This is a genomic window from Paenibacillus beijingensis (assembly GCF_000961095.1).
Taxonomy (GTDB): Bacteria; Bacillota; Bacilli; order Paenibacillales; family Paenibacillaceae; genus Paenibacillus_O; species Paenibacillus_O beijingensis.
Genome location: NZ_CP011058.1, coordinates 4,896,863 through 4,920,644, shown reverse-complemented (window position 1 = coordinate 4,920,644; position 23,782 = coordinate 4,896,863). Strand labels below are relative to the sequence as shown.

17 protein-coding genes are annotated in these 23,782 nt (G+C 50.9%); all 17 read right to left on the bottom strand.

Annotated elements, in window-relative coordinates:
- Positions 1–55 precede the first annotated feature (55 nt).
- The 17 genes from VN24_RS22240 to VN24_RS22160 all read right to left on the bottom strand — a co-directional run bounded on the left by VN24_RS22240 (position 56) and on the right by VN24_RS22160 (position 23,762).
- Positions 56–835: an ABC transporter permease gene (locus tag VN24_RS22240; protein WP_193790081.1), complete on the bottom strand. Its 780-nt coding sequence runs from the start codon at positions 833–835 to the stop codon at positions 56–58.
- Positions 819–1,472 carry an ABC transporter ATP-binding protein gene (locus VN24_RS22235; RefSeq protein ID WP_045672212.1) on the bottom strand — a complete coding sequence of 218 codons (654 nt, stop codon included), beginning with the start codon at positions 1,470–1,472 and terminating at the stop codon, positions 819–821. Before VN24_RS22235 ends, VN24_RS22240 begins: the two co-directional genes overlap by 17 nt.
- Positions 1,473–1,649: 177 nt before the next feature.
- On the bottom strand, positions 1,650–2,822 hold the full coding sequence (locus VN24_RS22230; RefSeq protein WP_045672211.1) for a M20 metallopeptidase family protein: 1,173 nt from the start codon (positions 2,820–2,822) through the stop codon (positions 1,650–1,652).
- A 34-nt stretch (positions 2,823–2,856) separates the two neighbouring features.
- On the bottom strand, positions 2,857–4,842 hold the full coding sequence (locus VN24_RS22225) for a S9 family peptidase (protein ID WP_045672210.1): 1,986 nt from the start codon (positions 4,840–4,842) through the stop codon (positions 2,857–2,859).
- Positions 4,843–5,145: 303 nt separating this feature from the next.
- Positions 5,146–7,155: a S9 family peptidase gene (locus tag VN24_RS22220; RefSeq protein ID WP_045672209.1), complete on the bottom strand. Its 2,010-nt coding sequence runs from the start codon at positions 7,153–7,155 to the stop codon at positions 5,146–5,148.
- Between the two features lie 84 nt (positions 7,156–7,239).
- Positions 7,240–7,830 carry an MSMEG_1061 family FMN-dependent PPOX-type flavoprotein gene (locus VN24_RS22215; RefSeq protein ID WP_045672208.1) on the bottom strand — a complete coding sequence of 197 codons (591 nt, stop codon included), beginning with the start codon at positions 7,828–7,830 and terminating at the stop codon, positions 7,240–7,242.
- A gap of 197 nt (positions 7,831–8,027) precedes the next feature.
- Positions 8,028–10,049 (bottom strand): iron ABC transporter permease, encoded by a 2,022-nt coding sequence (locus tag VN24_RS22210; RefSeq protein WP_238590754.1) that lies wholly within the window; start codon positions 10,047–10,049, stop codon positions 8,028–8,030.
- 53 nt (positions 10,050–10,102) lie between these two features.
- Positions 10,103–11,146, bottom strand: coding sequence for an ABC transporter substrate-binding protein (locus VN24_RS22205; RefSeq protein ID WP_045672207.1), 1,044 nt, complete (start codon positions 11,144–11,146; stop codon positions 10,103–10,105).
- A 139-nt stretch (positions 11,147–11,285) separates the two neighbouring features.
- Entirely contained in the window at positions 11,286–11,867 is a 582-nt protein-coding gene (locus tag VN24_RS22200; protein WP_052703085.1) for a nitroreductase family protein, read from the bottom strand.
- Positions 11,868–12,380: 513 nt separating this feature from the next.
- Entirely contained in the window at positions 12,381–13,760 is a 1,380-nt protein-coding gene (locus VN24_RS22195; protein WP_045672206.1) for a dipeptidase, read from the bottom strand.
- A 130-nt stretch (positions 13,761–13,890) separates the two neighbouring features.
- On the bottom strand, positions 13,891–14,745 hold the full coding sequence (locus VN24_RS22190) for an ABC transporter ATP-binding protein (RefSeq protein WP_045672205.1): 855 nt from the start codon (positions 14,743–14,745) through the stop codon (positions 13,891–13,893).
- 437 nt (positions 14,746–15,182) lie between these two features.
- Entirely contained in the window at positions 15,183–17,138 is a 1,956-nt protein-coding gene (locus tag VN24_RS22185; RefSeq protein ID WP_045673580.1) for a heavy metal translocating P-type ATPase, read from the bottom strand.
- A gap of 218 nt (positions 17,139–17,356) precedes the next feature.
- Positions 17,357–18,268: an arginase gene (gene rocF / locus VN24_RS22180; protein WP_045672204.1), complete on the bottom strand. Its 912-nt coding sequence runs from the start codon at positions 18,266–18,268 to the stop codon at positions 17,357–17,359.
- A gap of 60 nt (positions 18,269–18,328) precedes the next feature.
- Positions 18,329–19,879 (bottom strand): L-glutamate gamma-semialdehyde dehydrogenase, encoded by a 1,551-nt coding sequence (gene pruA / locus VN24_RS22175; RefSeq protein ID WP_045672203.1) that lies wholly within the window; start codon positions 19,877–19,879, stop codon positions 18,329–18,331.
- Between the two features lie 18 nt (positions 19,880–19,897).
- On the bottom strand, positions 19,898–21,097 hold the full coding sequence (locus VN24_RS22170) for an ornithine--oxo-acid transaminase (RefSeq protein WP_045672202.1): 1,200 nt from the start codon (positions 21,095–21,097) through the stop codon (positions 19,898–19,900).
- 44 nt (positions 21,098–21,141) lie between these two features.
- Complete coding sequence (locus VN24_RS22165) at positions 21,142–22,059, bottom strand: proline dehydrogenase family protein (protein WP_045672201.1); 918 nt, start codon at positions 22,057–22,059, stop codon at positions 21,142–21,144.
- A 5-nt stretch (positions 22,060–22,064) separates the two neighbouring features.
- Positions 22,065–23,762, bottom strand: coding sequence for a M20/M25/M40 family metallo-hydrolase (locus VN24_RS22160; RefSeq protein WP_082084021.1), 1,698 nt, complete (start codon positions 23,760–23,762; stop codon positions 22,065–22,067).
- Between the last annotated feature and the right edge of the window lie 20 nt (positions 23,763–23,782).

The following is a 23,782-nucleotide window of genomic DNA, read 5'->3' as shown; positions in this document are numbered from 1 at the left end:
TAGCCACCTCGTATAATCGTATTAGAAAGCTCATGCTAAGCGAATTTCGAGTTTATCATTTTCGCAACTGGCTGCGATGATTAAAGAACGTCCGGTAGCCAAGCTGCAAAAACAGAAGAACAGATAACGAAACACTGCCGACGATGCCGAGCATAATGGCAATCTGGTATTCCACCGCGACAATCGGAGAGGTGCCCGACAAAATTTGGCCGGTCATCATGCCAGGCAATGAAATGATGCCCATTCCGACCATGGAATTGATGGTCGGCAGCATGGCCGCATCAAACGCTTGATTGACGATATCGCGAGCCGCCGTTCCCGGCGTTGCGCCCAGCATAAGCGCCGCTTCAACCTTTGCTTTCTGAGCCTGCATATTTTCGATCATCGAGTGGAGACCGAGCGCGATGCCGGTCATCGAATTGCCGATGATCATCCCGGTGATCGGAATGACATATCTGGGGTCGTACCAAGGCTTCATTCCAACCACGACAAGAATAAAGACGGCGAGACTTGCAATGATGCCGGAACTCATCGAGATGGCAATGATGCGTTTCATTTGCCGGGACAATTTGCCTTTCTCCCGTTTGAACACGGTACGGATGGCGAAAGTCAGCATAACGGCCACGAGCAAGACCGTTAATGCCGGATGCGAGAATCGAAACACATATTCCAGCAGGTATCCGACAAGAATCAACTGCAGGACCATTCGAATCGAAGCAATCCCTATTTCTTTTTCGCGCGGAATTCCTTTCATGCGCACAATCGCAATGAGCAGAAGCACGAACAAGTACGCCACGCCTAATTGCCAGAACGCCAGGTCAACCGTTTCTTGCACGCTGCAGACCTCCATTCATGTGCGGAATTCCATTCTTCACCTCTACGATGAAATCGGCGTAAGTTTGAGCGATTGTACGGGAATGCGTAATCATGATAACCGTGACGTTCCTCTCGCGGGTATAAGCGGATAATCGCTGCATCAGCGTATCGGCTGTCGCTTCATCGAGTGCGGATGTCGGTTCATCCAGCAGCAGGACGAACGGTTCCATCAGAACCGCCCTCGCCAGCGCCAAACGCTGTTTTTCTCCTCCCGAGAGATTGTCCGCAGCTTGGGACAGCTCCTTGTCGAGACTGAACAGAAACAAGGCCTGCATCATCTGTTCCCGGGTTGCGGCCGACTGGCCTGCAAAGCGCCGTCCGACTTGCAAATTGTCCTCAACCGTTCCCTTGAACATCACCGGAGACTGGGGCACCATTACGGCTTTACGCCGCCATTCAACAGGATTGACCTCATTCAAGGAAACCCCGTCGAACCAAATCTCGCCTTCTTCAGGACTGTCCAAAACGTTGAGCAGTCTTAGCAGCGTCGTCTTTCCGCTTCCGCTTTCCCCTATGATGCAAGTGATCGCCTTCGCCGGTATGGTCAATTCCGAAACCTGCAATACCCCTGCTTTCACCTCATGAAATCGAAACATCCATCAAAATCTCCTTTAAAAGCATCGATTGTTTCGGTTGAATGACCTGTCCACGCGGAACACCTTTACTATTTTCCGTATTATGAAAATTGTTTCCAATTTATCTTCAAACTTCATGTTAGCTTAATTAATGGATTGGTGTCAACAACTATTTCATAAAGCTGCAATCAATTGTAATTATGCAATCGTGTAGTGATGCACCAGGCTCAGCATCGCTTTCCCGGCATAAATCATCGCTTTTTCATCAAAATCAAATTTGGGATGATGGTGCGGATAGTGAGCGCCATCGGCATTTCCTGCGCCTGTATTAAAGAACATTCCCGGCTTATGGTGCAGAAAATAGGCAAAATCCTCGCTGCCCATTGTCGGGCTCGCAACCTCCAGGATGCCGTCATGAACGGTATTTCGGATCACATTCGCAAATACATTCGCTTCTTCTTCGTGATTCACAAGTGCCGGGTAACCTTTCGTATATTCGATCTCACAGCTTGCGCGAAAACTCGCACAAACACTCTCCACAATATGTTTGAACTCCTGTTCGATATCATCCCGCACGTCCGGATCAAAGGTTCTGACGATTCCTTTCAGAACGGCAGTATCTGCAATTACGTTTTCCGCGTTGCCGGCATGGAAGGAGCCGATCGTAACGACAGCCGGTTTCATCGGATTCACGTGTCTGCTGACGATCGTTTGAAGATGGTTGACGATTTGCGCTCCTACCACAACGGCATCAACGGTTTCATGCGGCGATGCGCCATGTCCGCCGCGGCCTTGAACTTTAATTTCAAATATATCGGCTGCAGCCGCAAATGCTCCGCTATTATATTCATAAGTGCCGAGCGGAGTTTTAGAGTTTAAATGAGAACCGAAAACAACATCCACTCCATCCAGACAGCCGTCCTCAATCATCGCGATTGCCCCGCCCGGTGCAACTTCCTCGGCGTGCTGATGCAGCAGCACAACGTTCCCGGCCAACTGCTCCCGATGTTCGCTCAATACCTTTGCCACCGCCAGCAAGGTTGCGGTATGACCATCATGGCCGCATGCATGCATCACGCCCGGCACCGTCGATTTATAAGGAACGTCCTTCTCATCCTGAATCGGCAGAGCATCGAAATCAGCGCGCAATGCGATCGTTTTTCCTGGCCTACCTCCTGCTATTTTACCTACGACGCCTCTTCCTCCAACATTTCTGCGAACTTCAATACCATAGCTTTCCAATATTGAAGCGATCATTTTTGGAGTTACGACTTCTTGAAAGGAAAGCTCAGGATGCTGATGCAAATGCCGTCTCCACGCGACCATTTGATCATACATGTTTTCTAATTGTTCCTGCCATTTCGCCAGCATATGGATTCCATCTCCTATTCTACCGTTTCGAGATTCACAAGTATTGATCAAACCAACCGTATAAATGTTTTAAATAGCTTAACCGAAGAGAAGGCTTTCCTCTTTTCAGGAATAAATGATCGGATTTTGGAAAGCGGATGAACTTTACCGTTTTTCGCTGTCTTTTTAATGCGATAAACAATTGCTCGCCTTGCTCGATGGTACAGCGCAAATCCTGTTCGCCGTGCAGGATGAGCAGTGGAGTTTCGATTCGATCCGCATAGGCTAACGGCGATTTTTCCCATAAGATATCAAAGTCTTGAAGGCTCGCTTTCATTCCCGTTTCGATTAAATCGTAACTGATATCGCTTACTCCATATTCGCTGATCCAGTTTGAGACGGTACCCACCGTAACAGCGGCTTTAAAGCGGTTCGTATGACCGATCATCCAGTTCGTCATAAAGCCGCCGTAGCTGTTTCCCGTCACCCCTATCCGGGCAGGATCGAGAAAATCATAACGGTCAAGCACATAGTCGACGGCATCCATAATGTCCTCATAATCCTTACCCCCGTAATCGCCTCGAGCGGCGTCGGCAAACTTCTGACCGTAACCAACGCTTCCCCTCGGATTGATATAAAGAACCGCATATCCTTTCGAAGCATGCAATTGAAATTGATGGACGTAAGTATTGGAATACATTAAATGAGGACCGCCGTGAATTTCAACAATAAGCGGAACCTTTTGTCCTTCATCCGGCAAAGCCGGCTTCAAGATCCAGCCGTTCAGCTCCCGGTCGTCTCTGGTTTGAAGCTGAATCGGTTCCGCATCCGTCAGCTCAACTTGTTCCAGAAACGCTTCGTTCACATGGGTAAGCTGTTCCAGTTTGCCCGTTTCCGTATCCAGTACAAATAATTCGCCGGGAAAATCAGGCTTGCTTACGGCGACAACGGCGCGCTCCGCTTTCATGCCCGTCGAAAAGCCGTAAACATGCTGGCGGCCTGAAAGGACAGGATTTATTTGGCCTTCAACCGTTCCGCGGTAGACGAGGACGTTTCCTCGGTTCGTCGCTGTAAAATAAAAGCTGCAGCTGTCTTCACACCAAAGAATACCAGGCTTTACTATACCTTGCTGGATATCTCCCAGTCCATAGTCTCCAACCGTTACATCCCAATCCGCTGTCAAACAGGCCAATTTCTTTTCAAGAATGTCATATATCCAAATTTTCGAGAACGTAGCATATTCACATTCTTTTTCATGGCCGATCATTGCGATCTTCTTTCCGTCCGGAGACCAGACAGCGCTGCCGAAGATGCCTCTTCGATGGGTGAGATTCGTGATTGCTTTTGTCTCCAGATGACACAGCCAAATATCTTGAACAAACGAAAAATCCGGTTCATCGCTCAGATCTGCTGCGATCGTTAAATGTTGGCCGTCCGGTGACCAGCCTTGGAGCTGATAATCGTAATCTCCATTTGTAATTTGCACCATGTCGCCGGATGTGATGTCCATGACGGCTATGTGCGTATATCGGCCGTCCCATAAACCTTTTCCGTCGAATTTATACTTCATTCGGTCTACTTCCAGCGGAACAAGCTTCTCTTGCTTCTGTTTCCTTTCTTCCCGGTCTTGCAAAGACTCCCCTTGTCCCAGCGCGATCTGAAACGCAATCCGGGTCCCATCCGGCGACCATACTGGGCTATCGACACCGCTGGGATGGAAAGTCAGCTGCCGCGCTTCCCCTTCGTCATGATTAATGATATATAGCTGATCATTCCCGCTTCGGTTGGAGATAAAACAAGCCGACCGGCCATCCGGCGACCAGCGCGGCGAGAAATTGCGATCATGAGTAAACGTCCACGGTATGGGCTCGCTCTTCGGATCGATAGCTGCACAATAAAGATTCGACCTGTACGTATCTTGCTCCTCGTCGATTTCAGTAACGACAAACAAGCACCGCTTCCCGTCAAGGGATACTTGCGGATCAACCACTGACTTCAATTTGTACAAGTCCTCAGCCTGTAGTCTGGTTTTCGCCGACATCCTAAATCTCTTCCTTCCCTATTCCTTTATTCGGGATCAGATCCTTTTCGGTAGTATTCGTCCATGATCGCCTCAGGAACCATTCCTCCGCCGGTAGCCCAAGCAAGGTGCGTCGCGTTCTTCAATTTGTCCCCGAGAGCATGGTGATTCAGAGACCCCAATTGCCGATCGAGCCTACCGAGATGGAGTAACGGGCGAATAAATTCCGTATATCCGATTCATTGATCGACATTTGTTTATTTCCGCTTCCCATTCACCGATTTTTTTCCGCCGATCCGAACGTCTGTCATCCGAGGGTCCTCCTTATATCTGCTCGCTTGCCGTTTTCAAATATTGATCAAACCAGCCGGATATATAATGTAAATGTTTTATTCGCAGCGAAGGTCTCCCATGTTCCGGATAATAATGATCGGATTCGGGAAAGCGGACGAGCTTCACCGTTTTTCGCTGTCTTTTTAACGCGATAAACATTTGCTCTGCTTGCTCGATTGTGCAGCGCAAATCGTGTTCGCCGTGCAGGATGAGCAGCGGAGTCTCGATGCGATCCGCATAAGCTAGCGGCGATTTCTCCCATAATAGCTCAACGTCTTGAAGGCTCGCTTTCATATGCGTTTCGATCAAATAGTAACCTAAATCGCTAACCCCGTATTCACTGATCCAGTTCGAGATGGAGCCCACGGCAACCGCAGCTTTAAAGCGGTTCGTATGCCCGATCGCCCAGTTCGTCATATAACCTCCGTAGCTGTCGCCCGTCACCCCAAGCCGGGCAGGATCGATGAAATTATAACGGTCAAGCGCATAATCGACAGCATCCAGAATGTCCTCATAATCCTTGCCCCCGTAATCGCCGCGGACGGCATCAGCAAACTGCTGGCCATAGCCGATGCTGCCTCTCGGATTCATATAGAGGACCGCATAGCCTTTGGAAGCAAGTGTTTGAAACTGATGCAAGTAAGTATCGGAAAACAATAAATGAGGACCGCCGTGAATTTCAACGATAAGCGGAACCTTTTGCCCTTCTTGACAAGCAGCCGGTTTCATGATCCAGCCGTTCAGCTCCCATCCGTCTCTTGACGAAAACTGAATCGGCTCCGCATCCGCCAGCTCAACCTGTTCCATAAACGTTTCGTTCATCCGGGTTATCTGCTCAAGCTTGCCCGTTCCCGTATCCAGCACAAACAATTCGCCGGGAAAAGCGGGCTTGCTTACGGCAACAACGGCACGATCCGATTTCCCGCCCATCGACAAGCCGTAAACATGCTGGCGGCCAGAAAGAACGGGATCTATGTGACCTTCAACCGTTCCGCGATAGACAAGCACGCTTCCGCGATTCGTCGCTGTAAAATAAAAGCTGCGGCTGTCCTCGCACCAAAGAATACCAGGCTTCACAACGCCTTGCTGAATATCTCCAAACCCGCTGTCTCCAACCGTGATATCCCAGTCCGCTGTCAGACAGGCCAATTTCTTTTCCGCAACTTCATACATCCAAATTTTGTTGAATGTCGCATACTCTTCGTATTCTTTCTCATGGCCGATGATCGTGATCTTCTTTCCGTCGGGAGACCAGGCGGCGCTGCTGAAGATGCCTCTTCGACGGGTCAGATTCGTGAATGTTTTGGTTTCCAGATGATACAGCAATATATCCTGTATAAATGAAAAATCCGGATCATCGCTCAGATCCGCCGCGATCGTTAAATGTTGGCCGTTCGGAGACCAACCAAGGAGCTGATAATCGTGTTTTCCATTTGTCATTTGCACGATGTCACCGGACGCGATTTCCAAGACGGCAATGTGTGTGTATCGGCCTTCCCATAAACCTGTTCCATCCAATTTGTACTTCATTCGGTCGACTTCGATTGGCACAGACCTCATCTGCTTCCGCTTCCTGTCCTCCCTCTCTTGCAAAGACTCCCCTTGTCCCAGGGCGATCTGAAACGCAATCCGGGTACCATCAGGCGACCATACCGGATTGCCTGCGCCATTCGGATGGAAGGTCAACTGCCGTGCTTCCCCTCCGTTACTATTGATAATAAATAATTGGTTCGTCCCGCTTCGATCGGAGATGAAGCAAACGGACTGGCCATCCGGCGACCAGCGTGGAGAGAAATTGCGGTTGTCGCCAAATGTCCATGGCAGAGGCTCAATCATTTGGCCGATAGTTGTCCAATAAATATTCGACCGGTATGTATCTTTGTCCGGGTAGATTTCGGTCACGACAAACAGACATTGCTTCCCGTCAGGGGCGACTTGCGGATCTACGATTGATTTCAATTTGTACAGATCCTCAGCTTGTACCTTTCTTTTCCCCAGCATCTTGTTCGTCCTCCCGTCATCTTCAACGTTTGAGGCTGCCTATGCGGTTATCTCTTCGGTGATGAGCTCCTATATCTGTGCAAGCTAGTCGGCCGAAATGCCGTTCAACGCCACATGCGCCTTCCACATCTCGATCAGATTCGGCAATTGCTCCTTGGGCGGCCATGTTTCCGATTTCCAAAGATCGGCTTTATTAAACGCTCTCGGACAATGGATAAAGCACTCTTCCACTTCGACGATCACACCCATACGGGTTGTCTTGCCCTTCCACTGATATTCATTCAACAATTCCTCGTTGCGCGTAATCCACGCCTTTCCGTTAATTCGCAGTACGTCGTTTAAACCGGGGATGATAAAAATCATGCCCACTTGTGGGTTTTCCAGAATATTGTTCAAGGAGTCCAGGCGCCGGTTCCCCGGACGGTCCGGAAAGATGAGCTTCTTCTCGTCCATCACTTTCACAAAGCCGGGCTCGTCTCCACGCGGAGAAACATCGGCCCGCCCATCGGCAGAGGACGAGGAGATGAAGAAAAGCGACGACATCGCCAAATAATTCTCGATATGCGCGTCGATAAACGAAATGTTCTTATGTACGACCGTTTTATGAGGAACCCCCACCATCTCAACCAGTTGATCTTTCGAGGTTACAATACCATCCTTCCATTGCAATTCCATATCGGATCACACTCCTATTTATGATAACCACCTACGCCAACTCATAGAATGCTCACAGTTCCAACGGCCAGTTAATGAGAAGCGTTCTTCGTCTTGAGGGGTAAACGACCTGATTTCCGGGTTTGCCTTGACAACGATTAGGATGGCGGCAATTTGCAGCCGCCATCCTTTATGCAAATCCTTAGTCGCCAGTCATATCATTTCCGCGCGGCACTTTTTCTCATCAATGCAATAAAATACGGTGCTCCCAATAACGCCACGACAAGTCCGGAAGGGATCTCCTTCGGGCTGAGCAAGAGACGGCCGGCTAAATCCGCGGCCATGAGAAGCAAAGCACCGATCAACAACGTCGCAGGCAGCAGTCGCCGGTGGTTATGACCGATGAGAATGCGGGCCGCATGCGGTGCGATCAGGCCGACAAAACCGATCGTCCCAACCGTCGCTACCGCTGCTGCAGCCAAAGCGACCCCGATAAATCCTGCCCAAATCCGTGTCCGAACGACATGAACGCCGAGCCCTGTCGGAACCTCCTCACTCATCGCAAGCAAATCCAGCTTGCGGCAGAGCCACCAGGCGAACGGCAGCAGCACTGCGGGCCAGATCATAAGCGGCCACAATTGCTCCCACGTACGGGCGTATGTGCTGCCTGCCAACCAGGCAAGCGCCGAGCTCGCCCGCAACTGGGCTTTAATGACAAGCGCCTGAATAATACCCGTTCCCATTGCCGAAACCGCAATGCCGACCAATACCAGTATTCCAGGATTCATGCCGCTTCGTCTGGAAACGGCATAGACGATTGCCGTGCTTACGAAAGCACCTGCAAAAGCGGCGAGCGGAAGCCACGAGATGTTAATCTGCGGCAGCGCAATCAAAAGAATAAGCGCGCCCACACCTGCCCCCGAGCTTACCCCGATGATCGAGGGATCGGCCAGCGGATTTTTCACAACGCCTTGCAGCAGCAGACCGCTGGCCGCGAGCGCCGCTCCGGAAACTGCCGCGACTGCCATGCGCGGAAGCCGCATATTGAATATAATGTTACGGGTCATATCTTCGCCGCCTCCAGTCGCCATGGCTGCTAAGATATCCGCAATTTGCAGCCTCAAGCTTCCCAGGGAGATGCCAGCAAGCAAGATCACGACGGCAAGAACCGACAGTATCGCGAGCAGAACAGGGTAAGGGATACGTCGCGACGACAGAGCAGCCAGCGATGAAGAATCCGAAGAGCTCTGAAAGCGACCGCCCCCTCTGCGCGCACGTATCGCAAGCCAGATCATCCACGGTCCTCCGATGATCGCGGTTACGGCTCCGACCGGCATTTCTTCAACACCAACCGCAACCATCCGTGCGAGTGTATCGGCGCCAAGCAATACGACGGCTCCCCAAATCATGGAGGAAATGAGAAGCGGCAAATGACGCTTGATCCCCATCATACGCATCAAGTGGGGAGCAATCAGCCCGATAAATCCGATCCCGCCAACTACGCTGACGGTCGCTGCCGCCAGGAGGACAGCGAGCAGAAGGGCCGTCACGCGCACGAAACGTACCCGCTGCCCGAGCGATTGCGCCATTTCATCACCAAGTTCGAACAAGTCGAGCGATTTGGATAATCCAAGGGCAATCAGAGCTGCCGGAAATATCCAGGGGGATGCAAAACGGACACCGTCCCAATTGTTTTGCTCAAGCGAGCCCGACCCCCACGCGAGCAACTTGCCCGCATCCTCCTCGTACATCAATTGCAGTGTTCCGGTTACGGCCCCGATGGCCATGGCTACGGCAATACCGGCAAGCGTGAGCCGCAGCGGGGAAGCCGTTATGCCTCCGGCCATGGCATAAACAAGAGCAATGGCGGCGAAGCCTCCGATAAACGCGATCACGAGCGAGTATGAAGAAAGGGAGGGAAAAAAGACAACCACGACCGTAATGGCCAGAAATGCGCCTGAGTTGATGCCGAGCGTTTGGGCCGAAGACAACGGGTTTCGTGTTATGGTTTGCAGCAGCACTCCGGCTGCGGCCAAGGAGGATCCGGCAATCATCCCCATCGTTGCCCGGGAGAGGCGGAGTGTACGAATAATGTGATGCTCCGTTACGTCCTGAGGAGCAACGATTGCCTCAATCACGGTTTGAATGCCGAGACCTGCATCTCCCTGGGTAATGTTCAGGAAGAGCATGCCGACGAGTAGGATAACCCCCCCGCCGAACACCAGTAAATAGCGGCTCAACAAAGGAGAGCGGCTGGATCTTAAGACAGTTGCGCCGTTTTTCATTACGGCATTCATTGACCGAGTACCGAAACGACACGCTCTGTGAACGTTTCAGCGGACAATGGACCGCCGAACGGCCATGTATCGCCTCCAAGCGGATAGATACGGCTCTCCTTGACAAATTTCAAATTTGTCCAAACCGGGTTGTCCTTCATGAAATTGTTGAGGAATTCGTCATCCGTCTGGATCATCGTAATCAAGCTCGCATCCTGCACCTTCGTAAGCGTCTCGACGGTCGTCTCCGACATACCGAACTCTTCTAACTTATCGGCTTTATAAGCGTTAGTCATGCCAAGTTTGGACAAGATGTGCACAGGGAACGAAGTATCTGTAAAAAGCCGGAAGCTTGCCGCGTTTTGGTACGAATACGCCTGTGTCAGAACATAGCTGGTTCCGGCTTTATTCTCTCTCAACTTCTCCTTTGCATTGCTGTATATTACCTCCAGGTTGTCGAGCATTTTTTGCCCTTCGTCCTTTTTCCCCAATACGTCGGCAATCGTCATGAACGTGTCTTCCATTTCTTTATAGCCATCCTTGAGCGCCTCTTCCGATATCGGATCGAAAATGAGCGTCGGCGCAATCGCTCTCAGCTGGTCGGCGATTTTTTCATGACGAAACTTAACCCCGATAATGAGGTCCGGTTTCAAAGCAGTGATTTGCTCCAGATTCGGTTCGAAACGTGCGCCAACGTCCTGTACATCGTCCCCGAGAGGCACCTTCACCTTTACCCATGTCTTGTAACCTTCAATATCGGCAGCTCCTACCGGCTGAATTCCTGTCGCCAGCACATCTTCAATGTATACCCAATCGAGAGCGACGACTCGTTGCGGAACGCCTTTGATTTCCACATCACCAAAGGCGTCTTTGAACGTTCGAACCTCTGAAGCAGCCTCGGTGGATGTGGTTGTTGATGAATTAGCCGATGTGCTTGAAGCGGTATTCGTCGAAGATGAAGCAGAATTTTCGGATGACGCCCCTCCGTTGTTGCCGCAAGCGGCAAGAAGAAATACAAACACAGTCAAGATGAGAACAGCATAACGCGAACGAAACAGCATGATAATCCCTCCATATTTCTAATTTGTAGGACAACCATTACGTTGATAATGATTATCATTATCTTGTTATAACTGAATCTCTTTTGTCAAGAGGTTTCATGGTAAATGTCATCCCTGAGAGGCCTCGATAGAGGTTTTCTCAATTTTTATACTCTTGACATTCAGTCAACAGTTCGCTGACCGGAGCCCTCTTCTTCGGCCGCGGAATCTTGTCGTCGTTAAAGTAGCCAAGATGCAGCGCGCCGACCACTCTCTCGCCGGGCTTCACACCGACGGCATTCAAAAATTTCGGAAGCAAGATGTAATCGCTCGTCTTCCAGACGACGCCGACTTTCCTTTCCCAGGCGAGCAGTTGCAAATTTTGGATCAGCGCCCCCGCTGCAAGGAAAGCATCCTCAAAATACTTCTGACGCGGATCGGCTTTGATCACGACCAGGAGATGAGCCTGTGACAGATGCAAGTAAGTCTTGATCGCCCAATCGATCCACTCGGCCGATTCATCCTTGGTATAGGCATTGATGACCGCATCCGCAAAAACTTTTCGACCTTCCCCCGTAAACAAAATAAACCGCCACGGTTCCTTTGAGGAGTGAAACGGAGCCCATACCGCATCATTTAACAGTTCGTTCACCGTCTCCCGGCTCATTGGTTCACCGTTAAAATCTCGGATCGTCCGCCGTTCCCTAATTGTACGGGCAATGCTTGTATCCGTTATTTCCATCGCTGAACACTCCCCCGCAATTCATGTTTTCAACCCATTGATCAACTATGCGGTATCCAATCATCGTTACGTTGTCCTGTTTATCACCCCCTCCCGTTATTCCACATCGTGGAATTGGTTTCCGATAATTCGGTTAAATAATTGACGGTTATCAAATAACCGCCGACAATAATGCCCCCAACTTCATCGAAGTTTTATTTCATTTTTATTATAAAATGCACGCACGAAAGATGTCAATTAAAATGTCATGTATTTTACATTGCATGAATTTTACTCACATAATAGTTACATTAACAGAGTCTTTCATTTAGGATCTAATTCTATCGTTGAAGCGGTCTCCTCTTATGATGAAGAGAATAGTAGATAGCTGCAGTACTTGCCTCCTATAGTTACCATTACCGCGAAGAGTCGGCCCGGGGATATGAAGTACTCATCACTAGATATTCCGAATTGTGAAATCTGTTTCCAATATAGAAGTCTAAAATATGGCGTCACTAATAATTGCTATTAAATTTACAGAGAATCCTCGAGTTCAAACCAATACTGGCATACTGTGATTATCCCTTTATCAAAGTTATCCAAATGGAAATGCTCGTTAGGGGCGTGGATGTTCTCATCGTTCAACCCAAATCCCATCATAACGACAGGTATGTTTAAGACAGTAGCGAACGTTTCAACAATAGGGATCGATCCACCGCTTCGAATATATACCGCTTCTACTCCGTAAGCGTAACGATAAGCGCGTCCCGCTGCTTGGATAGCCGGATGATCAAACGGCGTAACGAAAGGCTTTCCCGAGTCAAAACGTGTAGTCGTCACCACTGCCCCTGGCGGAGTATGCCTGTCAATATGGCGTTGAATCCGTTCAACGATGTCGTCAGGATCCTGATCGGGTACCAGGCGGCACGTAATTTTCGCGTGCGCTTCCGAAGGAAGAACCGTTTTATTCCCCTCACCTTTAAAACCGCCATAGATCCCGTTAATTTCCAGCGTTGGCCGTACCCAGGTGCGTTCCAGGACAGAGTAATCTTTTTCGCCAAAAAGTTCCGTCACCTGTAACTCTTGAGACATTTGCTCTTCATTAAATTGCAGTGAACGAAACTGTTCACGTTCCTCTTCCGATACATTCCGCACTTGATCATAAAAGCCGTCGATCGTGATTTCACCCTGTTTATTTCGCATTGAATCAAGGATTTGAACAAGTGCATGAATTGGATTTTGTACAGCTCCGCCATACAGGCCCGAATGCAGATCCCCTTTGGGTCCTTTTACGTCGATTTGCATGCCGCACAATCCTCGCAGACCGTAAATAATGGCCGGTTTCCCTTTGGCGTACATCACAGAATCCGAAATGACCAGCACATCGGCTGCCAGGCGTTCCTTGTGCGCTTTGATAAACGCATCAAAATGTACGCTTCCGATTTCTTCCTCTCCCTCAAAACAGAGCTTTACATTGACGGGCAGAGTTCCGTCCGATGCGAGCAGCGCTTCCAATGCTTTGATATGGATAAACATCTGACCTTTGTTATCGCTGGCTCCGCGGGCAAAAATCTTATTCTCAATAATTTCAGGTTCGAATGGAGGAGTTTCCCACAGATGAAGGGGATCGACCGGCTGCACATCATAATGTCCGTAAATCAAGGAAGTCGGCTTCCCTTCAGCTTTGAGCCAATCACCATATACGACAGGATTACCCTCGGTCGGGATGACTTGCACATTTTCGATGCCAATTTGACGAAGCGCCTCGGCTGTCCATTCGGCCGCCTGGACCATATTCGGTTTATGCTCGGATAAAGCGCTGATGCTGGGAATGGATAGAAATTGCTTTAATTCCTCCAGGTGCCGATTTCGATTGTTCTGCAAAAATTGTTCGTAATGAGTACTCAATCGCATCACTCCAGCAAACACAATTTATTGCGCTCGGCGTGTTTATTTGGGCTTTTTAAAGCTGTTTCTATTGAACACATCGGGGGCCGGTCATCAGCCCCCGATCCCTACTTCATTTCTCGTATCAAACCTTCTATTATGCCGATGCTTCTTTGAGGAGCCCTTCGGAGTGAGTTTGTTCTTTGCTGAATGTTGTATCCGCTTCCTTGTTCGCAAGCTCATAAGGCAGGCAAAGCGGCACTCCCGACCTCGAACAGTAGACGACATCCGCTTCAATGCCGAATACATTCCGCAGTACGTCGTGTGTCATCACCTCTTGCGGCGTTCCTTCGCTAACGACAACCCCATGTTTGATCGCCACCATATGCTGTGCAAAGCGGGTTGCATGATTCAGGTCATGAACGACCATTACGATTGTTCGGCCTTGTTCCGCATTCAATCGCTGCAGCAGCTTCAGCACCTCTAACTGATGAGTCATATCGAGGTACGTCGTCGGTTCATCCAGAAACAGCAGATCCGTTTCCTGGGCAAGCGCCATCGCAATCCAGGCCCGCTGCCGTTGTCCGCCGGACAGTTGATCGACAGGCCTGTCGGAGAATGCCTCCAACCCTGTTGCCTGTACCGCCCAGTTGATAATCTCCTTGTCTTCCTTCTTTAGTGAACCCATACCTTTCTGGTGCGGGAACCGTCCGTAGGAAACGAGCTCTGATACGGTCAATCCATCAGGCGCAGTCGGGCTTTGCGGCAATATTGCAAGCTGCTTGGCAATTTCTTTCGTTGACTGGCTGTGGATCGACTTGCCGTTAAGAAATACGCCTCCGCCTGTTGGTTTCATAATGCGGGCCATCGTTTTCAGTATCGTTGATTTCCCGGATCCGTTGGCGCCAACAAGTGCAGTGATTTTCCCCATCGGAATGGACAAATTCAAGTTATTCACAATTAGCCGGTCAGCATAAGAGATATTCAATTGTTTCGTATGCAGTTGATTCATTTCCAATCCCCCTCTTGGCTTATTCAAGATAAAAGAAATGAGAACATACAGCAAATCAATTCACAATCGTCAGCTTTCACATTGCAAGATGGAATAGGCGTTCATTACTTTCCGATATACGGAAAGTAATTCCATGTAATTCGCTTTATATTAATTATAAATATACCAACAATAGATGTCAATTTATTTATCATCTCTCACTATCAAAACTGTAATATGACATGCATATGACATGTATCGTTTTTCTAAATTACCGATAGTAAAGGAGCAGTACCCCACGAATAAGATCTGAAACAATACTGTACCAATAGATCGGTAGTTTCCAAACCTTCTGATTCCCAGACTCCTGCACAAACGAACACGCGAATTGAGGCAGGACAAAAACTGCCTGCATAACGTTCGATTATGCAGGCTCTATTTATACATTTATTGTCTGTTTATGATTGATAGGAATGGCGCAGCAAGCGAAGCCCGTTCAGAATGACCAGAATCGTGCTGCCTTCGTGTCCGACAACGCCGAGCGGCAGCGCAATGCCAGTGCTGAAATTCGATACGATCAAGATCAAAATAACGCAGAGTGCAAATACAATATTTTGTTTGATGATCGTTACCGTTCGTTTCCCAAGCGCAATTGCATCCGCAATTTTTCCGATATCGTCATTGAGCAGCACCAGATTCGCCGTTTCAAGCGCCGCATCGCTTCCATCCGCTCCCATGGCGATTCCCACCGTCGCAGTCGCCAGTGCCGGTGCATCATTGACGCCGTCGCCAACCATCGCAACGGATCCGTAACTCTGTTTCAGTTCCTTGACTTTATTCACTTTATCTTCGGGCAGCAGTTCGGCGAAGACCAGGTCGATCCCCGCTTCCCTGGCAATCGCGTTGGCGGTTTGTTTCTGATCACCCGTTAACATGGCGACTTTGACGCCTTGTTTTTTAAGCAAATCAACCGCTTGTCTTGCATTCGGCCGAATCGTGTCCTGGAGTGCAATGATCCCGACAGCGCCAAGTGAATTGTGCATGACCGTTACGGTTTTCCCTTCTTGCTCCAAGCGGTCAACGGTCTTCAGCAGCTCTTCGGTCGCGTAGCTTTGATCCATGAAAGCCGGCTTGCCGATCTTCCACGTATCCCCTTCCCATTGCGCTTCAATCCCCCAGCCCGTCCTCGTCGTGAACTCCGAAGGCCGCTCGAGCTTCAAACCCGACTCTTGCGCTTTAACTACAATCGATTTGGCAAGCGGATGCTCGGACAAGCTTTCCAAGGAGGCAGCAATCCGCAGCATTTCGGTCTCGGTATACCCTTGATAAGCAATCAAGTCCGTTACGACCGGCCGGCCGATCGTCAGCGTTCCCGTTTTATCAAAAGCGACGACTTTCGTGCGCGACAGGTTGTCCAGATGAGCTCCGCCTTTAAAAAGCAGACCTTTTCTGGCGCTGCTCGAAATAGCGGACAGCATCGCCGGCATGATGGAAGCGACCAAAGCACAAGGCGAGGCAACGACCAGAAAGACCATTGCCTTGTAAAAGGCCTGCTCCCACGACCATTGCAGCAGAATCGGAGGAACCGCAATCAGCAGCATGGAAATCAGGATAATGAGCCGCGCGTAAATGCGTTCAAATTTTTCCATAAACATCTGCGAAGCCGGTTTTTCGCTTTGCGCTTCCTGAACGAGACGAATGATTTTGGCAAACAGGGTTGATTCTCCAGGGCGGCTGACTTCGAGAAAAAGAGCGCCTTGACCGTTCAACGTCCCGGCAAACACTTCATCGCCGGCTTCTTTGTCGACCGGAACCGATTCGCCGGTAATTGATGCCTGGTTGACGGCGGATGCTCCTTCGATAACGATACCGTCAGCCGGGATGCGCTCTCCCGGTTTGACCACAACCGTGTCGCCCTTCGCCAGTTGTTCAATCGACACAACCGTTTCGACCCCGTCCTTGTACAGAACGGCCGTCTCCGGCTTCAATCCCATGAGCGCAGAAATATCACGGCGGCTGCGGTCCATCGTATAGCTTTCCAGGACGCCGCTCACCGAGAAGATAAAGATCAAGATCGCGCCTTCCGTCCAGTAACCGATGCTTGCCGCCCCGATTGCCGCAAAGATCATAAGCAAATTGACATCCAGATCCCTTTCCTCAATTAACGTTTGCAGACCTTCCTTCGCCTTCACGAACCCGCCCGCAATGAAAGCGGTCAAATACAGCACAACCGCGAGCGGATAATTCACGCCTTCAATTCCCCAAGCGGCTGCCATCAATATTCCGCTCGCCAATGCTCCCAAAGCTTCGCCATATCGGGCGAACCAATTCCTCGCCTGCGAAAGTTTCGTCTTCGACTGAAGCAGCTCCTCTTCCTTTAAACCCTTCTCTGCCGTTTGCATTGTTGACATCATGAACATCACTCCAATTCTGATAATGAGTTTCATTGTTAGCTCCCTTAAAATGACACATGCTGCTCCATTAGGAGCAGCATGGATAAGGAAAAACGAAAGAACGAAACGCTTGTGTTTCCCCAAATAAGTATTAAATTATAGTAATTATTATATTATAATAAGTTTATTTTAATGTAAACTGTTTTCTCTTCGTCTGCGGCGCATGAGGTAAGATTCCGCTACATAATTTGTTCGCCAAACACGGAGCCGATCATTTCGACTGCCGCTTTGGCGGTTTTGTTGCGATCATCGAGCACCGGATTAATTTCAACGAATTCGGCGGAGACGAGCAAGCCCGAATCCGACAGCAATTCCATGGCCAGATGGCTCTCGCGGTAAGTCACCCCGCCCATGACCGGCGTGCCGACGCCGGGAGCATCGTTCGGGTCCATCCCGTCGACATCGAAGCTCAAATGCACCCCGTCCGATTTCGCAAGCCTTTCCAGCGCTTCCTCCATGACCCGTTCCATTCCGCGGCGGTCGATGTCGTGCATCGTAAATACGCGGATCCCAAGCTCTTTAAGCAGCGATCTTTCCCCCGGATCGACGGATCTTGCCCCGATAATGACGACATTTTCCGGACGGATCTTCCTCTTTCTGCCTCCGATACCGGTCAGCAGCTCATGGCCGTATCCGAGACAGACCGCAAGCGGCATACCGTGGATGTTTCCGGAAGGCGTCGTTTCTGCCGTATTTGCGTCACAATGGGCGTCGAACCAAAGAAGGCCGAGCCGGTCGATATGGTGCAAAACGCCCTTCACCGTACCGATCGCCATGCTGTGGTCGCCTCCCAAGGCAAGCGGAAAGCGGCCGCGCCCCATCTCGTCCGCTGTCATCTTAGCCAATTTGGCATTAACCGTGATCGTTTCCGCCAAATACTTCAGCTTCTCTCCTGTGGCTGCCTGCTCCAAAGCTTTACGACTAACGGTCAAATTTCCTTGATCGTGAACAACGTAACCGAGCTGTTCCAACTTGTGCAGTACGCCTGCGCTGCGGATCGCGTCAGGTCCCATATCGACGCCGCGCCGGTCTGCTCCCAAATCGATCGGAACCCCAATAAGGGAGATGTTGCGGTTTCGCTCTGGGCGCATCGAAATCCTCCTTCGCATGGATAGATCTTGATGGATAGATAAATGCCGTCAGTCTAAGTCCTATAATTTCTCCGAAATGAGCTTCAATTGCATAAACTGCTGCAAATAATCGGGGCCGCCCGCTTTGGAATCCGTACCCGACATGTTAAAACCGCCAAACGGATGAACGCCGACGATGGCGCCCGTACATTTCCGGTTAAAGTATAGATTACCGACATGGAACCGTTCGCGCGCCAGTTCTAAATGCGAAAGGTTGGTCGAGAACACGGCGCCTGTTAATCCGTATTCGGTATTGTTCGCGATATCAAGCGCCTCGTCAAACGATGCCGCTTTGCAGAAAGCGAGCACCGGTCCGAATATCTCCTCTTGCATCAAGATCGCATCCGGCTTCACATCGGCGATAATAGTTGGCTCAATGAAATAACCGTCGCCCTCCGCTTTCCCGCCACCGGCAACGAGACGCCCTTCCTTGTTTCCGACTTCAATGTATTCGAAAATTTTCCGGAATGCGCTCTGATCGATTACCGGCCCCGTATCGCTACCGAAATCGAGCACATCGCCAACTTTCAATGCCCGGGTCAGCTCGACGCAGCGGTTCAGCACGGTGTCATAGACCGCCTCGTGCACAATCGCCCGCGAGCATGCGGAGCATTTCTGCCCGGAATAGCCGAATGCGGACGCAACAATCGCCTGCGCCGCCGCTTCCAGATCTGCATCCTTGTCAACGACGATGCCGTCTTTGCCGCCAAGCTCGCCGATGAACCGCTTCAGCCAAATTTGACCGGGTGCCGTCTTGGCCGCAAGCTCGAAAATGCGCAGTCCCACTTCGCGCGAGCCCGTAAATGAGATAAATCGCGAAAGACGATGCGATACGAGCAAATCCCCGATTTCGGAACCACTGCCCGGCAGAAACTGTACGACGCCGGCCGGCATTCCCGCTTCCTCAAGCAGCTGAACGAATTTGAAGGCGATGACCGGAGTCGGACTCGCCGGTTTCAGCACGACGGTATTGCCGGCCACGATCGCCGCAGTTGTCATGCCTGCCATAATGGCCAGAGGGAAATTCCATGGCGGAATGACGATGCCGACTCCAAGCGGAATGTACTGCAAGTCGTTGTCTTCGCCATCCATCCAAACGAGCTTCTTCGCGGCTGTCTCGCTCATCTCGATCATTTGCCGCGCGTAATATTCCATGAAATCGATCGCTTCCGCCGTATCGGCGTCCGCCTCCGCTCGAGTCTTGCCGGATTCCAGCATAAGCCACGCGTTGAATTCGTGTTTGCGGCGGCGCAAGTCGGCGGCGGCTCTGAACAACAGCCGGGCGCGCTGTCCGGCAGGCACATGGGACCAGACTTGAAACGTATCGAACGCGCCTTGAATCGCCTGCTCCGCCTGCTCCGCATTTGCTTTGGACATTCGGCCAATCACTTGGCTCTTGTTTGACGGGTTGATCGAGCTTTGCATATCGTCAGTTATCATTCTGTCCCCATTTATAATTAACGGGTAGTCGCGCCCCAGTTCGCCTTGCACTTGGCGGATGGCTGCAAGCAGCGCTTCATGGTTCGCATTGACTCGAAAGTCGGTTAACGGCTCGGGACGATAAGGGATCAACTGGATTTCCACCTTTCTTCATTTAGAATGTGTGAAAACTTGTGCAATACGTTCGACTGCCCACTGCAAATCGGTCTCCGAAATGACGAGCGGCGGCGCGAGACGAATGACCCGCTCATGCGTTTCCTTGCACAGCAGCCCGGCTTCTTTCAATTGTTCGCAGTAAGGCCGCGCGGGCCTGCGCGTTTCGATTGCAACGAACAGACCTCTGCCCCGAATGTCGACAATGTCCGGATGCCGGATTTCGCTCAGCATCGTCAGCAATTTGCCGCCCAGCATGAGAGAGCGTTCGGCCAGCTTCTCTTCCTCGGTTACCCGCAATGCGGCTACCGCCACGGCGCTCGCCAGCGGATTGCCTCCGAAGGTGGAACCGTGCGATCCGGGCTCGAACAAGCCGAGAATCCCGCTGTCGGCGGCCACTGCCGAAACCGGCAAAACACCGCCCCCGAGCGCTTTGCCCAAAATGTAGACATCGGGGATCACTTCTTCCCAATCGCATGCGAACCGTTTGCCGGTGCGACCAAAGCCGGTCTGAATTTCATCGGCCATGAGAAGAACATTCCGTTCCCCGCAAAGCGCGGATGCCTGCCGCAAATAGCCGTCCGGAGGGATGACGATGCCGGCTTCGCCTTGAATCGGCTCAACCAGGAACGCGGCGGTGTTCGGTGTAATTGCACGCTCCAGTGCTTCTATATCGCCGTACGGCACGATCGTAAATCCGGGCGTAAACGGTCCGAAATCGTCTCTGTAAGATGGCTCTGACGAAAACGAGGTTACGGTTACCGTCCGACCGTGGAAATTGCCGGCGCAAACGATAATATCCGCCTGCCCGGCCGGAATGCCCTTAACGCGGTAACCCCAGCGGCGAGCCGCTTTCACCGCCGTTTCAACCGCTTCTACACCGGTGTTCATCGGCAAAACCATCTCTTTGCCCGTTAAGCCGGTTAACAATTCGAGCAGTTCTGCGAACGGCTTATTGTAGAAAGCCCTGGAAGTCAATGTCACGCGCTCCGCTTGCTGGACGAGCGCCTGAATGATGCGCGGATGCCGGTGCCCCTGATTTAGGGCGGAATAGCCGCTCAACATATCCATGTATCGTCTTCCTTCGGGATCCTCGACCCAGACGCCTTCCGCCTTGGCGATTACAATCGGGAGCGGATGATAGTTGTGAGCGCCGAGCCGCTCCGTTTGTTCGATCGTTTGGTCTATCTGCTTCATGTTCATCCCTCTTCTCGTCTTCTGTCATCGGAACAAACAACGCATTATCGCTTGAACATCGACTTTAATACAAAATTCAAGTTTTCGGGCCGCTCCGCCAGTCTGCGCATAAAATATCCGTACCAATCCGTGCCGTACGGGACGTACACGCGGACCGCGTATCCTTCACCGGCCAACTGCTGCTGAAGCTGGGAACGGATGCCATATAACATTTGAAATTCGAACTGTGTAACCGGGATGTCGAGATTCGCCGTATACGCTTTGACATGTTCGATGATCTGCTCGTCGTGTGTCGCAATAGCCGCATAATGAGCGCTTTGCAGCTGCTTTTCAATAATATGGACAAAATTGCGGTCGACGTCAGCTTTGAATGGAAAAGCAATATCCGGCGGTTCCTGATACGCTCCTTTGACGAGCCGGTAATTCGGCGCAAACGAATGGAGCCGATCCATATCCGATTCCGTCTTGTACAAGTACGCCTGCAGCACGATCCCGACGTGGCGTCCGAACTCGGCGCGAAGCTCCTTGAACATGGCGATCGCAGGCTCATTGCGGGCATAATCCTCCATGTCGATGCGGATAAAATTTCCGAGCTGCTTCGCTTTCGCCACAATGGATCGCATATTGTCCTTGCACAATTCGTACGAAAGATCGAGTCCAAGCTGCGTCAGCTTAACCGAGACGTTGGCGTCCACGTCGGTTGCTTGAATCGTTTCAAGCGCTTGGACGATTTCTTCGGCCGCAGCGCTTGCTTCCTCCGCGCCGGATACGAACTCGCCAAGATGATCGAGCGTCGCCATCAGGCCGAGTCCGTTCAATTCACGCACCTTCTTTAAAGCGGCTTCCAGCGTCTCTCCTGCTACGAATCGCTCGGCTCCCATTCGCAAACCGTACCTTCGCGCCGCCCGCGTAGCGGCCCTGTTCTTGGACAATTGTAGCAAAATGCTGCGCATGACCGGCATACGGGTCACCCCCCTGTTCGTTGTTCGAGTTCATCAAGATGAAACGATTGCAGCGAACGTAGATCGCCTTCTATTGAGTCCGATGCGGCAAAAATGCTCCTGATACACGTTTGCAGAAGATCGACCAACGTTCCGAACGCATAATCGATGTCAAGCCGTTCCGTCCACTTGTGGGCGTCCCGGCCGACCGGACCGAGATTCAGCACAGGAACGACGAACCGTTCCAGCTCCTTGAGCGGAATCGAATATCCTTTCTCCCATAACGGCATCAGATCCGCAAACGCGCGATGGGAAGAGGATTGATTGGGCATGCCGACATAACTGAGATCTGAAATTGCCGCGAAAAAATTCTGATGCGCCAAGTCGATATGATGATGCTTATGCGCATAAGACGTAATCTCATCCGTCACTTTGCCGGTAAAGGGATCGTCTTTCCAGGTTACGGCGGGATAATAAGGAGGGGCGAAGAAAAGTACGATCATTGGCGCCAGCTCATGGCACAAAGCGGCCAAACTATCGACCAGCGCGATCGTCGATTCGCGATCGTCAAAGTCTTTTTGTCCATGCAGTGCGGTATCCATAACCTGCTCCACTTTGTCTTTACCGTATGTACGAGAAGCATATTGGTGCAATTCTTTATACGTCATTACCCGAATTTTCAGTTCCGGTACCGCTTGCATCCCTTTATCGAGAAAATATTTCGCACGTGTGCGGTAATCTTCTTCCATCCGCAAAGATGCTCTGCTTGCCGCCGAAAGCAAAGGCTCAACCAGCTGTTCCGCCGTTTTCTCAAACAAGAACAGATTGAACATTGCTACCGCCCGATGAGGCGTTTGTACGGAGTAATTTTTTTTCAGACCATATTGGATCAAATTGGTGGGAGGAGGTGTTACTTCACTTCCGACCGTTTCACAGAAAGAGGGATCGAGTTCCATTTCACAGGTGATTCGGGAAGCCATATAGTTGCCGTTTAATCCGGCCAAAGGTTCTCCGACATGCGTTTCTTTACCGTAACACAGAAATCCGGGGAGGACTTTTCCAATCGTTCCTTTATATATATAGTGGTTGCTGTCACCCGGATGACGGGAAAACATCGGTTCGGAGTTCAACACCGTCTTGAAATCAAGCCCATGGCGATCGGCGATTTCGAGCAGAACCGGAACAGCCGCTCTCATGCCGACCGAGCCCACTTCCTCGTCCGGAACCGACAACAGCAGCACATTGCCGTCGAATTCGCCGTGGCAAGCCCTCTCGATCATGGACATGTGGAGCGCCAATCCGCATTTCATATCCATGACGCCGCGGCCGAACAGCCAGCTGCCATCTTCTATGTCGCGCTGCACCTCAGCCGGCAGACGGTCCTTCTGAGCAAGAAGCATACCTGTTAACGATTTGGGGTCGAATGCGTTCGGCTTCCAATCCGCATAATCCTCCACTCCTACGACATCGAAATGGCTGAGCAGCACAATCGTTTGCCGTACTTTCGGCTCGGAGCGTACAAGCGCTGTAATGAAGCTGCGTCCGTCCTCCGTTGGATGAACTTGCAGGAGTTCGGGATGCAGCTGGAAATAAGGGAGGAGTCCAAGTTGGCCGGCCAAAAACGGCGGAACCTCTTTTTCACCGTCTGTACCGGTAATGCTGGGAATTTGAACCAATTCACAAAGCAACTGCGTCAATTGTTCTTTCGTCTGCCATTTCAGCATCGTCCCACCTCATTATTTTA